Raw genomic sequence first — 13,415 nt, 5'->3', positions numbered from 1 at the left:
CGCCGCGCTGCAGCGCAGCGAGGGCTTCGCGTCCTCGCTCGCGCGCGCCGACGCCGACCTGCACGACGCCCGTGTGCGCGCCGCCTTCGTCATCGCCCCGGCGATGTCGGCCGCGCTCTCGCACGAGCCGCTGGCGCCGCCGGTGCAGGTCGTCGTCGGCGAGGGCGACGATCAGGTCGATCTCGCCGACCTGCGCGCCTGGGGCCAGGTGCCGGGCGTCTCAGTCGAACTGCTGCCCGGTGTCACGCACTACGCCTTCCTGATGCGCTGCAGTGCCGCCGGGCGCTTTTTCGCCGCCGCGATCTGCCTCGACCCGGCCGGCCTCGACCGCGCCCGGCTGCACGCCGGCACCGCGGCGCGGGCGAGGGCGTTCTTCGACCGCCATCTCGCGCCGCGCTGAAGGTACCGGCCGGCGCGCCCGCCAGGCCGCCACCAGCGCCTGGGCCTCGGTGTCCGGGCGCGCCGGCAGCTTCCAGTACTCGCTGCAGTCGCTCTTGCGCGCCAGCAGGCGGTGGTTGACGAGTTCACGGCGCAGCGTGACGTGGTCGCCGAAGGCGTTGGCCGTCACCAGGATCGCGTTGACCTCGCGCTCGCTGTAGCGGCGGCGGCCGTCGAAAAGCGTCCACAGCACCCACATCGCCAGGCGCTGCACGCTGAACTTGTGCGGCCAGCGCACCAGGCGCCCGCGGCTGTCGAACTGCATCAGCGCCTTGCGCGCGTTGGCCGACAGCGGCAGCACCGGGCGGTCTTCGGCGGCCAGCGGCGCCGCCGGCAGCGGCCGTTCGCTGGCCGCACGCAGCGCCTGCACGTTGCGGTGGCCGGCGGCGCGTGCGAGCAGGTTCAGCAGCTCGACATGGCCGGGTGGTTCGGCGCTCGGGCGGGTCTTCAGCGCGCTGCCTAACGAACGCGCGAAAGCGGAAAGGTCGGGGGCGACCAGGGGCAGGGCTTCACGGGACATGATGGTTCCTCGCGAGCGCGGCGCCGCCCCGAGGACGGGGTGCCGGGGGTCGCCGACTTGCCGGCCGGGCGCAGCGCTCCGGTGAAGAAGCTGTCCTCGACTGACGGGGATGGATGGCAGGTTTAGCTCGCGGGAGAGGCCCGCGCGGCGACGCCTGGGTGAACTGCCGACCACCGCGGAGTGTAACGCCACCCGCGGAAGCTCGATATCCGATACAATTCGGCCCTCGGCGTCCTGGTTGACGCCGTTCGTTCATCCCCTCTGACCTTTCGTCGAGCCGCGCCCTGCGGCCGCATTCCTCGGGTCGGCGGCGATGCCGTCGCCCCCATGTTGGATGCGACTTCACCCTTGGATGGTGGATGCCCTGGCGCTTGCCCGGGCCGGCCGTCCTGTCTCGAAAGACGACGAATGAGTTTTGATACCCTGGGCTTGCCCGAAGCCCTGGCCCGTGCCGTGGCCGATGCTGGCTACACCAACCCGACGGAAGTCCAGTCGCGCGCCATTCCCCTGGCGCTGGCGGGATCCGACCTGATGGTCTCCAGCAGCACCGGCAGCGGCAAGACCGCGAGTTTCGTGCTGCCCGCGCTGACGCGCATCCTCAACGCCCGCGGCGATGCCGGCCGGCGTGAGAAAGGTGTCGTCAGCGGCCCGCGCATCCTGGTGCTGGCGCCGACGCGTGAACTGGCGATGCAGGTCGCCAAGGCGGCGGTCGACTACGGCCGCCATGTGCAGGGCCTGCGTGTGGCCACCATCGTCGGCGGCGTGCCTTACGGCGCCCAGCTGAAGGCGCTGCGTGGCCCGCTGGACGTGCTCATCGCCACCCCGGGCCGGCTGATGGACCACATGGCCAGCGGCAAGGCCGTGCTCGACAACGTCGAGATGCTGGTGCTCGACGAAGCCGACCGCATGCTCGACATGGGCTTCATCGACGACATCCACCACATCGCCCGCGCCACCCCGGCTGCGCGCCAGACGGTGATGTTCAGCGCCACCTTCGCCGGCCACGTCGGCCGCCTGGCCGAGGACCTGCTGCGCGAGCCGCAGCGCATCGAGATCGCCTCGCACACCGACGTGCACGCCGACATCGAGCAGCGCCTGCACTGGGCCGACAACTTCGCGCACAAGAACGCGCTGCTGGACCACATCCTGACCGAACGCAGCGTCGAGCAGGCCCTGGTCTTCACCAGCACGCAGCGTGACGCCGACTGGCTCGCCGACCGCCTGGCCGACATGGGCCACCACGTCGCCTCGCTGCACGGCGGCCACCCGCAGGGCCGTCGCACCCGGGTGCTGCAGGGCCTGCGCTCGCGCGACCTGAAGATCCTCGTGGCCACCGACGTCGCCGCGCGCGGCATCGACGTGCCGACGATCAGCCACGTCATCAACTTCGGCCTGCCGATGAAGGCCGAGGACTACGTGCACCGCATCGGCCGCACCGGCCGCGCCGGGCGTTCGGGTCTGGCCGTGACGCTGGCCGAACGTGGCGACGCCGGCATGATCCAGCGCATCCAGCGCTTCACGACGCAGCGCATCCCGTCGGCGACGATCGAAGGCCTTGAGCCCAAGCAGCCGGAACCGGCGCCGCAGCGTCCGATGCCGGGTCGCAAGACCTTTGGTGCGCGTCCGCAGGGCGGCAAGCCTTTCCACGGCAAGTCCTTCGGTGGCCCGGGCAAGTCTTTCGGCCCGGGGCGTCCGCAGGGGGACGGCCCGGCGCCGCGCCGCGACGAAGGCTTCCAGGCAGCGCGCCCGCCGCGTGGCCCGTTCGAGAGCGGCGGCCCGCGTTTCGGTGAAGGCGGCGGCAAGCCTTTCGGCGACCGTCCGGGCAAGCCTTTCGGCAAGCCCTTCCAGAAGCCCGGCGCCAAGTTCGGCGGCGGCAAGCCCGGCCCGCGCCGCGAACGCGACGTCTAAAGCGCGCACCAGATGAACGAAGGGCCGGCATTGCCGGCCCTTTTTTCATGCCTGCGCCGGATCAGACGCCGAGCAGTTCGACCTCGAACACCAGGGTCGCGTTCGGCGGGATCACGCCGCCGGCGCCGCGCGCGCCGTAGCCGAGTTCGGGCGGGATCGTCAGCACGCGTGTGCCGCCGACCTTCATGCCGGCAACACCTTCGTCCCAGCCGCGGATCACGTGGCCGGCGCCGAGCGGGAACGCGAACGGCTCGCCGCGGTCCTTGCTGGAGTCGAACTTGCGGCCGCGGCCGTCGGCGGCGGCGGGGTCGTGCAGCCAGCCGGTGTAGTGCACCTTGACGCGCTTTCCGGGCGTCGCTTCGTCGCCGCTGCCGGCGACGCTGTCCTCGATCTTCAAGCTCATGCGGGTTCCTCCTGGAATCGTGCCTAGCCCGCGATGATGCCAGCCCAGGCGGCCACCGCCGATGCCAGCCAGTCGGCGACCCCACGCGCACCCAGCCGCGGCAGCCCCAGCGTCGCCGCGGCGGTGCGCAGCGCGGCCAGCGGGTCGGCCAGGTCCAGAGCCTGCGCGCCGTTCTGCTTCGACAGCTTGTGGCCGTCCGCGCCCAGCACCAGCGGCGTGTGCAGGTAGCGCGGCGTCGGCACGCCGAGCGCACGCTGCAGCAGGATCTGGCGCGGCGTGTTGTCGGCCAGGTCCTCGCCGCGCACGACGTCGGTGATGCCTTGCGCCGCGTCGTCGACGACGACCGCGAGCTGGTAGGCCCACAGGCCGTCGGCGCGCTTGAGCACGAAGTCGCCGACCTCGGCGGCGACGTCCTGCCCGGCTTCGCCGAGCCGGCGGTCGTGCCAGTGCACGCGGCCTTCGACACGCAGCCGCCAGGCGCGTGCCGGCCGGCCGGCCAGCCCGTCGCGGCAGGTGCCCGGGTACACCCGTTCGGCGAAACGTTCGTGGGCCAGGCCTCGTGCGGCCAGCGCCTGCTCGATGTCGCGGCGGGTGCAGGCGCAGGGGTAGGCGCGGCCGGCGTCGGCGAGCTGCTGCAGCGCGTCGGCGTAGGCGCCGCCACGCTGCGACTGCCACCACGGCGGCTCGTCGGGCACCAGGCCGCAGGCGGCGAGCTGGCCGAGGATGACGCGGTCGGCGCCGGCGACGCAGCGCGGCGTGTCTACGTCCTCGATGCGCAGCAGCCAGGCGCCGCCGTGTGCGCGTGCGTCCAGCCAGCTGGCGAGCGCGGCGACGAGCGAGCCCGCGTGCAGCGGGCCCGTCGGCGACGGGGCGAAACGGCCGCGGTACACCGCGAGCGTCAGTCCAGTGGGCCCGCGTGGCGCTCGATCAGCGCGCGCCGCGTCGTCGGGCTCTCGAGCTGGCCCAGCCACCACTGCAGCGCACGCCCCAGGCCGAGCGCGCTGCGTTCGGCGCGCCAGGCGTAGTGCAGCCGCGCCGGGTGGCTGCCGCGCTGGGTCTGCTTGTGCACCAGGTGACCGGCCTCGAGGTGGGCGCGCGCCATCGGCTCGGGCACGAAGCCGCAGCCCAGGCCACGCAGCAGCGCGTCGAGCTTGGCGCGCATCGTCGACACCGTCAGCACGTCCTGCCCGGGCAGCAGGTTGACGGTGACCGGTGTCAGGCGCTGCGCGGTGTCGGCGACCGCGATCGCGCGGTGGTGCACCAGCTCGGCATCGCTCAGCGCGTCCTCGAACGCCGCCAGCGGGTGGTGCGGCGCGACGACGAAGACGAACTCGACCTCGCCCAGCGGCCGCAGCTCGATGCCGCCCGGGTTGGCGTGTTCGCCGGCGACGCCGATGGCGAGGTCGACCTGGCCCGAGACCAGCGCCTCCCAGGTGCCGGCCAGCACGTCGTTGCGCAGCCGCAGCCGCGTCGCCGGGCCGCCGCGGGTGTCGGTCGGGCAGCCGTCGCGCATCTCGCAGAAGGCCTGCACCAGCTCGAACACCGTCGTCATCGACAGGATGTCCTCGACGCTCAGCGACAGCGTCGTCTCCCAGCCGTGGGCGACGCGGCGCACGCGGTTGGTGACGGCGTCCATTTCCTGCAGCAGGCGGCGGCCCTCGTGCAGCAGCTCGTTGCCGGCGGCCGTGAGCTGCGCCTGGCGCGAGCTGCGGTCGAACAGCAGCACGTCCAGCGCCTCCTCGAGCTGGCGCACGCTGTAGGTCAGCGCCGACGGCACCTTGCCGAGCTCACGCGCGGCGGCGGCGAAGCTGCCGGTGCGCGCGATGGTGTCCATCATCTGCAGCGCTTCGGGCGTGAGGGCGTGACGGCGTTCGGTCATGGCTTCATCTTATTTGAACGGGACCTTCAAGCGCAGTCGCCCCCCTCGGGCGGGGCGCTGCCTACAGTTCCATCCATGATCACGCTGCGCAAATCCTCCGACCGCGGACATGCGGACCACGGCTGGCTCAAGAGCTGGCACAGCTTCTCGTTTGCCGACTACTACGACCCGGCGCACATGGGCGTGGGCAACCTGCGCGTCATCAACGACGACCGCGTCGCCCCGGGCACCGGCTTCGGCACCCACGGCCACCGCGACATGGAGATCGTCAGCTACGTGCTCGACGGCGAGCTCGCGCACCGCGACAGCCTGGGCGGCGAGGGCGGCGTGATCCGCCCCGGCGAGGTCCAGCGCATGAGCGCCGGCTCCGGCGTGCGCCACAGCGAGTTCAACCACGCCGAAGGCACGACCCACTTCCTGCAGATCTGGCTGCTGCCGCGCACCACCGGCATCACGCCGGGCTACGAGCACAAACGCTTCGATGACGCCGACAAACGCGGCCGGCTGCTGCTGGTTGCGTCCGAGGACGGCCGCGAGGGTTCGGTGACGGTGCACGCCGACGCCGCCATCCGCGCCGGTTTCTTCGACGGCGACGAACGTGCCGAGCTGGCGCTGGACCCGGCGCGCCTGGCCTATGTGCACCTGGCGCGCGGCACGCTGCGCGCCAACGGCGTCGCGCTCGGCGCCGGCGACGCGCTGACGCTGGACGGCGAGACCCGGCTCGTGCTCGAAGGCGGCCAGGGCGCCGAGGTGCTGGTCTTCGACCTGGCGCGCTGACCGGCCGCGACGGACGGCGATGCGCAGCTGTCGCCGTCCGCCGTTACAGTCGCGCGCCCATGGATGTACTTTCGAAACTGCTGCACGAGATGCCGCTGCCCGACTGGGCGGCGCTCGTCTTCTACTTCGCCGGCTGGGTCGGCTACGCCGTCTTCGCGCGCCGGCGCTCGCGCCGCCGGCCCTCGGTGCTGGGCGCGACCAACCTTGAACGCACCCGCTGGATGCGCCAGGTGACGCTGCGCGACAACCGCATCGTCGACGGCGGCGTCGTCCAGGCGCTCAGCTCCAGCCCCTCGTTCTTCGCATCGACGACGATTCTGATCATCGGCGGCCTGTTCGCCGTGCTGTCCAGCGCCGAACGGGTCGCCGACCTGGTGCACGAGATCCCGTTCGCCGCGCACAGCACGGTGCTCATCTTCGACCTGAAGATCCTGCTGCTGCTGGCGACCTTCATCTACGCCTTCTTCCGCTTCACCTGGAGCCTGCGCCAGTACGGTTTCGGCGCGCTGCTGGTGGGTTCGGCGCCGCATCCGGAGCAGTTCGCCGACGACACCCAGCGCGACGCCTTCGCGCAGCGCGCCGGGCGCGTGATGGGGCTGGCCGCCGAGTCCTTCAACGACGGCCTGCGTGCCTACTACATGAGCTTTGCCGCCTGCGCCTGGTTTCTGTCGCCCTGGGCGCTGATCGTCGGCATGGTCTGCGTCGTCACCATCCTGTTCCGGCGCGAGTTCGAGTCCGAGGTGCTGGCCGAACTCAGCAAGCCGCCGCTGGGCGCCTGAGCCCGTCCAGGAAGGCTTCGCAGCGCGCCAGCTGCTCCAGCGTCACGTACTCGTCGGCCTGGTGCGCCTGGGCGATGGATCCCGGGCCGCAGACGACGGTGGAGATGCCGGCGCGCTGGAACAGGCCGGCTTCGGTGCCGAAGGCGACCAGCGTGGTCTCGCCGCCGCCGGCCAGGCGCCGCGCCAGCCGCACCGCGGGTTCGTCGGCGTCGGCGCTGAAAGCCGGGATCGAGCAGATCGGCTCGAAGGCGAAGCCGGTGGCCGGGTCGACGGCCTGCATCGCCGGCTCCAGCGCCGCGGCCGCGGCGCGCACCTCGGCCTGCATCGCCTGGGCGTCGCTGCCGGGCAGCTCGCGAAATTCGTAGTTGAAGCGGCAGTCCGCCGGCACGATGTTGTCGGCGATGCCGCCGGCGATCACGCCGACCGCGGCGGTCGAATGCGGCACGTCGAAACCGTGCTGGAACGGCCCTTCGCGGCGCCAGCGTTCGCCCATGTCGGCGACGACGGTCACGAGGCGCGCCGCGGCCTCGATCGCGTTCACCGCGCGCGGCGCCAGCGACGAATGCGCCGCGCGCCCCTTCACGCAGCAGCGCCAGCGGTGCACGCCCTTGTGCGCCAGTGCCGGCAGCATCTGCGTCGGTTCGCCGACGATGCAGGCGGCCGGCGCGATGCCGGCGTCCTTCAGGTCGGCGATCAGGTGGCGCACGCCGAAGCAGCCGACCTCCTCGTCGTAGCTGAAGGCGTAGTGCAGCGGCAGCGGCAGGTCGGCTTCGAGCCAGGCGCGGGTGCGCGCGACGACGAGGCCGATGAAGCCCTTCATGTCGGCGCTGCCACGGCCCCAGAGCCGGCCGTCGTGCACGCTGCCCGACAGCGGGTCTTCGCTCCAGACCTGGCCGTCCCAGGGCACGGTGTCGGTGTGGCCGGACAGGATGACGCCGCCCGGGCGCGGCGCGCCCAGGGTCGCGAACAGGTTGGCCTTGCGACCGCTCTCGTCGCGTGTCAGCCGCAGCGGCACGCCCAGCGTGCGCAGGTGGTCGGCGATGGTCTCGATCAGCTCCAGGTTGGAGTGTTCGCTGACGGTGTCCAGGCGCACCAGGCGTTGCGCCCAGGCCAGGCCTTCGGGGGAGGGGACGACAGACTGCATCGAAGCACTGTAGCCCGCCGCGGGCACCGGCCGCGCCTGCGGCTTAGCATGAGCTCATGAAGATTCCCGATCGAGACGACATCGCCGCCGCGGCGGGGCGCACCGCCGGCGACCTGCGCCGCACGCCGCTGTGGCGGCTGCCGGGTGCCGCGCTCGGGCTGGGCTGCGCCGAGATCTGGCTGAAGCTCGAGCACAACCAGATCGGCGGCAGCTTCAAGGCGCGCGGCATGTTCAACCGCATGCGCTCGCTGCCGCTGCCCGCGGCCGGCGTCGTCGTCGCCTCGGGCGGCAACGCCGGCATCGCGGTGGCGACGGCGGCGCGTGCGCTGGGCGTAGCCTGCGAGGTCTTCGTGCCCGAGATCAGCAGCGCGGCCAAACGCGCCGCGCTGGCGGCGCTCGGCGCGCGTGTCGTCGTGCACGGCGCGGCCTATGCCGACGCCTACGCCGCCTGCCTCGAGCGTCAGCGCGAGAGCGGCGCGCTGCTGATGCATGCCTACGACCAGCCCGAGGTCGTCGCCGGTGCCGGCACGCTGGCCGCCGAGATCGAGGCCGAAGCCGGCCTGCCCGAGCGTGTGCTGGTCTCGGTCGGCGGCGGCGGGCTCGTCGCCGGCATCGCCGCGTGGTTCGAAGGGCGCACGGTCGTCGAGGCGCTGGAGCCCGAACGCGCGCCGACGCTGCATGCGGCGCTCGCCGCCGGCGCACCGGTCGACGTCGAGGTCGGCGGCGTCGCTGCCGATTCGCTCGGCGCGCGCCGCCTGGGCACGATCGCGTGGGATGTCGTGCAGCGCCACCCGGTCGCCTCGCGGCTGCTCGCCGACGAGGCCATCCGCGACGCCCAGCGGCGCATCTGGCGCGAACTGCGGCTGGCGGTCGAACCGGCCGCGGCGCTGCCGCTGGCGGCCTTGTGGAGCGGCGTCGTCGTGCCGGCTGCACACGAGCGCGTCGCGCTCGTCGTCTGCGGCGCCAACCTCGACCCGGCGACGCTGGGCTGATTCAGCGCGCTGCCAGCCCCAGGAACTCGATGACCGGCGCCACCGTCTGCGCCGGGTCTTCCTCCTGCGGCACGTGACCCAGCGCGGGGAAGACGACGACGCGGCTGCCGGGGATGCGGCGCGCGAAGTCCGCGGCTGCCGACGGCGGAATCACCCGGTCGCGGCCGCCCCAGAGGATCAGCGTCGGCAGCCGCAGCGTCGAGATGCGCTCGGCGTCGGCGCCCGAGCTCGCGCTGCGCAGGCGTTCGACGAGCGCACGCCGGTTGCCGCTGCGCAGCGTCAGCTCGAAATAGCGGTCCACGAGTTCCGGCGTGATGCGCGACGGGTCGCCGTAGACGGCGGTCATGCCCTGGCTCACCGCGGTGCGCGGCAGCACCCATTCGACAACGGTCGCCGCGCCCGGCAGGCGTGCGAACTGCCAGGCCAGCGGCACCTGCCCGGACTTGAAGACGGTGCCGCTGGCGTCGACCAGGATCAGGCGCTCGACCCGGTCCGGCGCCAGGCTCGCCAGGCGCCACGCGACCTCGCCGCCGAGCGAGTTGCCGCCGGCGACAAAACGGTGCACGCCCTGGTGCTCGAGCAGTTCGAGCACGAAGCGCGCGAGCGTCTCGCCGTCGTAAGGCCGGCCGGCGTAAGCCTCGTCCCAGGGGCCGGTGAGGCCGAAGCCGGGCAGGTCCAGCGTGATGACGCGCCGCCGCGGGGCCAGCGCCCGTACCCAGCCTTCCCAGGTGTGCAGGCTGGACGAGGTGCCGTGCAGCAGCACGATGGGCAGCGGGTCGGCGCGCGGGCCTTCGTCGCGCAGGTGCACGAGCTGGCCGCGGAAGTCGATGAAGTCCGACGGCGGCGGTGCCCAGCGCGCCACCAGCGACTCGACGCTGCGCTCCGGCGCCCGCGACATCGCCAGCAGCGCGGCCGTCAGCAACAGCAGCAGGCCGATGACACGTAGCAGCAGGCGCATGGCGGGGACGGGAGGCTGGTGCGGGGCGGGTGCGCGGCATTGTAGGGAGGGCCCGGGCCGGCTCCGGGCCGCCGGACCCGCTCCCTACAATGCCCGGATGCCCTTTGTTCACCTGCGCACGCACACCGAGTTTTCAGTCGTCGACGGCACGCTGCGCATCGACGACGCGGCCGCCGCCGCGCGTGCCGACGGCCAGCCGGCGCTGGCGATCACGGACCTGTCCAACCTCTTCGGCGCGATCAAGTTCTACAAGGCCTGCCGCGGCGCCGGCGTCAAACCCATTGTCGGTGTCGACGTCTGGATGGACCCGCTCGCCGACGCCGCCGAGCGCCAGCCGACGCGCCTGGTGCTGCTGGTGCAGGACCGCGCCGGCTACCTCAACCTGTGCGAGCTGCTGGCGCGCGCCTGGACGCAGAACGTCCAGCGCAACCAGGCCTGGCTGAAATGGGAGTGGCTGCGTGAACTCTCCGGCGGCCTGATCGCGCTGTCGGGCGCCGACATGGGCGCGGTCGGCCAGGCGCTGCTGAACGGCGACCTCGAACGTGCGGCGGCGGTGGCGCAGGAGCTGGCGGCGATCTTCCCTCAGCGTTTCTATCTGGAGCTGCAGCGCGCCGGCCTGCCGACGAACGAAGCCCAGGTGCGCGCCGCGGTGCCGCTGGCCGCACGCCTGGGCCTGCCGGTGGTCGCGACGCACCCGATCCAGTTCCAGGAGCCCGACGACTTCGAGGCCCACGAGGCGCGTGTCTGCATCGCCGAAGGCGAGACGCTGGCGAATCCGAAACGCATCAAACGGTTCACGCGCGAGCAGCACTTCAAGACCGCGGCCCAGATGCAGGCCTTGTTCGCCGACGTGCCGAGCGCACTCGCGAACACCGTCGAGATCGCGCGCCGCTGCAACCTGACGCTGGTGCTGGGCAAGCCGCGCCTGCCCGACTTCCCGACACCCGACGGCTCGCCGATCGAGGCTTATTTCCGCAAGGCCTCGCATGAAGGCCTGGAAAAGCGCCTGGCGGCGCTGTTCCCGAAGCAGGAGGAGCGCGACAAGCGCCGCCCCGAGTACGTCGAGCGCCTGGAGTTCGAGCTCGCCACCATCCTGAAGATGGGCTTCCCGGGCTACTTCCTGATCGTCTCGGACTTCATCGTCTGGGCCAAGGAGAACGGCTGCCCGGTCGGCCCGGGGCGGGGTTCGGGCGCGGGCTCGCTGGTCGCCTACGCGCTGTTCATCACCGACCTGGACCCGCTGCAGTACAAGCTGCTGTTCGAACGTTTCCTGAACCCGGAACGGGTGTCGATGCCTGACTTCGACATCGACTTCTGCCAGGGCAACCGCGACCGCGTCATCCGGTACGTGAAGGAGAAGTACGGGCGCGACGCCGTCGGCCAGATCGCGACCTTCGGCACGATGGCCGCGAAAGCCGCGCTGCGCGACGTCGGCCGCGTGCTGGGCATGGGCTACGGCCACGTCGACAGCATCGCCAAGCTGATCCCGGCACCGCCGGGCAAGACGGTGACGCTGGCCAAGGTGCCCGAGAAACCCGACCCCGGCATCATCTACGCGCGCCAGGAAGAGCCCGAGATCGACCGCCGCGAGGCCGCCGAGGAAGAGGTGGCCGAGCTGCTGTCGCTGGCCACGCGTGTCGAAGGCATGGTGCGCAACATCGGCATGCACGCCGGCGGTGTGCTGATCGCGCCGGGCAAGATCACCGACTTCTGCCCGCTGTACCAGCAGCCCGGCAGCGACAGCGCGGTCAGCCAGTACGACAAGGACGACGTCGAGGCCATCGGCCTGGTGAAGTTCGACTTTCTGGGCCTCGCGACGCTGACCATCCTGGAGCTGGCGCGCCAGTACATCGTCGCGCGCCGCCCCAACCGAAAGGACTTCAGCTACGAGACGCTGCCGCTGGACGACCAGCGCGTCTACAAGCTCTTCTCCGACGGCCTGACCGAGGCGGTGTTCCAGTTTGAATCGCGCGGCATGCAGGGCATGCTGCGCGAGGCCAAACCCAGCCGGCTGGAAGACCTGATCGCGCTGAACGCGCTGTACCGGCCGGGGCCTATGGACCTGATCCCGACCTTTGTCGCGCGCAAGCACGGCAAGGAGAAGGTCGAGTACCCGCACCCGCTGCTCGAAACCGTGCTCGGCGAGACCTACGGCGTCATGGTCTACCAGGAGCAGGTGATGCAGACGGCGCAGGTGCTGGGCGGTTATTCGCTCGGCGGCGCCGACCTCTTGCGCCGCGCGATGGGCAAGAAGAAGGCTGAGGAGATGGCCGAGCACCGCGTCATCTTCCGCGAGGGTGCGGCCAAGAAGAACATCCCCGAGGCCAAGGCCGACGAGGTCTTCGACCTGATGGAGAAGTTCGCGGGCTACGGCTTCAACAAGTCGCACGCCGCCGCGTACTCGCTGCTGGCTTATCACACCGCCTGGATCAAGGTGCACTGCACGGCCGAGTTCTTCGCGGCCAACATGACGATCGAAGCCGACAACACCGACAAGCTGAAGGTGTTGCTGGCCGACGCCAAGCTCTTCGGCATCAGCTTCGACCCGCCCGACGTCAACCGCGGCACGCTGCGTTTCGAGCCGATCGAGGACAAACGCATCCGCTACGGCCTGGGTGCCATCAAGGGCACCGGCGCCGGGGCGATCGAGGCCATCTGCGCCGCACGCGAAGGCCGCGACGGCGACGGCGGCGGGCCTTTCCGCAGCCTGTTCGACTTCTGCGCGCGTGTCGACCGCCAGCGCGTCAACAAGCGGGTCGTCGAGGCGCTGATCAAGGCCGGCGCCTTCGATTCGCTGCACCCGGACCGCGCCGCGACGCTGGCCAGCGTCAGCCTGGCCTTCGAATGGGCCGATGCCCAGGCGGCCAACGCCGACCAGTGCGGGCTGTTCGACTTCGGTGACGCGCACGGCTCGAGCACGCAGGAGCCGGCGCTGGTGGCGGTCGAATCCTGGCAGGTGCGCGAGCGATTGATGCAGGAGAAGGTGGCGATCGGCTTCTACCTGTCGGGCCATCTGTTCGACGCCTGCCGCGACGAGGTACGGCGTTTCGTGCGCCGCGACATCGTCGAACTCGTCGACTCGCGCGAGCCGCAGTCGATCGCCGGCATCGTCTCCGAGCTGCGTGTCGTCAACGGCCAGCGCGGGCGCGTCGCGATCTTCAAGCTCGACGACGGCAGCGAGGCGATCGAGGCCGTGGCCAACGAGGAACTGCTGGACGCCAGCCGCGAGCTGCTGCGCGAGGACGAACTCGTCATCGTCGTCGGCAAGCTGCAGCCCGACCGCTTCTCCGGCGGCCTGCGCCTGAACGCCCAGCAGATCTGGGACCTGGCGACGGCACGCGCACGTTTCGGCCGCTACCTGTCGGTCGAGGTCAACGGCGGGCTGCCGCCGGTGGCCGACGTGCTCAAGCTCTGGCCGGCGCACCGCGTCGAGACCGAAAACGGTGAACAGCGCCAGGGGCTGGGCGTGCGGCTCAAGCTGAAGCGGCCGACCGCCGTCGGCGAGATCGACCTCGGCGACGAAGCCCGCTTCTGGCCCTGCGACGAGGCGCTGGCGCGCTGGAAGACGATCGCCGAACACGGCAACGCGTCCATCATCTACGAATGAAATGTTTTGT

The 13,415-nt window shown here is 71.6% G+C and carries 11 protein-coding genes; 5 read left to right on the top strand and 6 right to left on the bottom strand.

Going from position 1 to position 13,415, the window contains the following annotated elements; genetic code table 11:
* Window positions 1–220 precede the first annotated feature (220 nt).
* Window positions 221–958, bottom strand: a complete 738-nt coding sequence (locus CKO43_RS14510) for a DUF2087 domain-containing protein (protein ID WP_242481174.1) — start codon at window positions 956–958, stop codon at window positions 221–223.
* Window positions 959–1,366: 408 nt separating this feature from the next.
* Here CKO43_RS14510 and CKO43_RS14505 point away from each other — a divergent pair, with 408 nt between their 5' ends.
* Window positions 1,367–2,866 carry a DEAD/DEAH box helicase gene (locus CKO43_RS14505; protein ID WP_200228107.1) on the top strand — a complete coding sequence of 500 codons (1,500 nt, stop codon included), beginning with the start codon at window positions 1,367–1,369 and terminating at the stop codon, window positions 2,864–2,866.
* 61 nt (window positions 2,867–2,927) lie between these two features.
* On the opposite strand, the gene CKO43_RS14500 is transcribed toward CKO43_RS14505, so the two are convergent.
* From CKO43_RS14500 to CKO43_RS14490, 3 genes are read right to left on the bottom strand one after another with little or no spacing between them, the layout of a single operon-like run.
* Window positions 2,928–3,269, bottom strand: coding sequence for an FKBP-type peptidyl-prolyl cis-trans isomerase (locus CKO43_RS14500; RefSeq protein WP_200228108.1), 342 nt, complete (start codon window positions 3,267–3,269; stop codon window positions 2,928–2,930).
* A 23-nt stretch (window positions 3,270–3,292) separates the two neighbouring features.
* Window positions 3,293–4,159 carry a tRNA glutamyl-Q(34) synthetase GluQRS gene (gluQRS, locus tag CKO43_RS14495; RefSeq protein WP_200379070.1) on the bottom strand — a complete coding sequence of 289 codons (867 nt, stop codon included), beginning with the start codon at window positions 4,157–4,159 and terminating at the stop codon, window positions 3,293–3,295.
* An 8-nt stretch (window positions 4,160–4,167) separates the two neighbouring features.
* Window positions 4,168–5,148 carry a LysR substrate-binding domain-containing protein gene (locus CKO43_RS14490; protein ID WP_200228110.1) on the bottom strand — a complete coding sequence of 327 codons (981 nt, stop codon included), beginning with the start codon at window positions 5,146–5,148 and terminating at the stop codon, window positions 4,168–4,170.
* 75 nt (window positions 5,149–5,223) lie between these two features.
* Between CKO43_RS14490 and CKO43_RS14485 the strand changes: the two genes are divergently transcribed.
* Together CKO43_RS14485 and CKO43_RS14480 are read left to right on the top strand one after the other, a co-directional pair.
* Entirely contained in the window at window positions 5,224–5,925 is a 702-nt protein-coding gene (locus CKO43_RS14485) for a pirin family protein (RefSeq protein ID WP_200228111.1), read from the top strand.
* A gap of 59 nt (window positions 5,926–5,984) precedes the next feature.
* Window positions 5,985–6,704, top strand: a complete 720-nt coding sequence (locus CKO43_RS14480) for a DUF599 domain-containing protein (RefSeq protein ID WP_200228112.1) — start codon at window positions 5,985–5,987, stop codon at window positions 6,702–6,704.
* On the opposite strand, the gene argE is transcribed toward CKO43_RS14480, so the two are convergent.
* On the bottom strand, window positions 6,679–7,848 hold the full coding sequence (gene argE, locus CKO43_RS14475; protein WP_200379069.1) for an acetylornithine deacetylase: 1,170 nt from the start codon (window positions 7,846–7,848) through the stop codon (window positions 6,679–6,681). The two genes, CKO43_RS14480 and argE, sit on opposite strands and share 26 nt — an antisense overlap.
* A 56-nt stretch (window positions 7,849–7,904) precedes the next feature.
* Between argE and CKO43_RS14470 the strand changes: the two genes are divergently transcribed.
* Window positions 7,905–8,840, top strand: coding sequence for a threonine/serine dehydratase (locus CKO43_RS14470; RefSeq protein ID WP_200379068.1), 936 nt, complete (start codon window positions 7,905–7,907; stop codon window positions 8,838–8,840).
* A 1-nt stretch (window position 8,841) separates the two neighbouring features.
* On the opposite strand, the gene CKO43_RS14465 is transcribed toward CKO43_RS14470, so the two are convergent.
* Window positions 8,842–9,798 (bottom strand): alpha/beta fold hydrolase, encoded by a 957-nt coding sequence (locus tag CKO43_RS14465; protein ID WP_200379067.1) that lies wholly within the window; start codon window positions 9,796–9,798, stop codon window positions 8,842–8,844.
* Between the two features lie 97 nt (window positions 9,799–9,895).
* On the opposite strand from CKO43_RS14465, the gene dnaE reads away from it, so the two are divergent.
* The gene (gene dnaE, locus CKO43_RS14460; protein ID WP_200379066.1) at window positions 9,896–13,405 is read left to right on the top strand and encodes a DNA polymerase III subunit alpha; all 3,510 of its coding nucleotides are present in this window, start codon (window positions 9,896–9,898) and stop codon (window positions 13,403–13,405) included.
* The last annotated feature ends 10 nt before the right edge of the window (window positions 13,406–13,415 follow it).

It is taken from the genome of Rubrivivax gelatinosus, from assembly GCF_016583785.1.
In the GTDB taxonomy this organism is placed as follows: domain Bacteria; phylum Pseudomonadota; class Gammaproteobacteria; order Burkholderiales; family Burkholderiaceae_C; genus Rubrivivax; species Rubrivivax gelatinosus_B.
The sequence above is the reverse complement of the archived record's forward strand: the minus strand, read 5'-3'. Positions and strand labels throughout refer to the sequence as shown.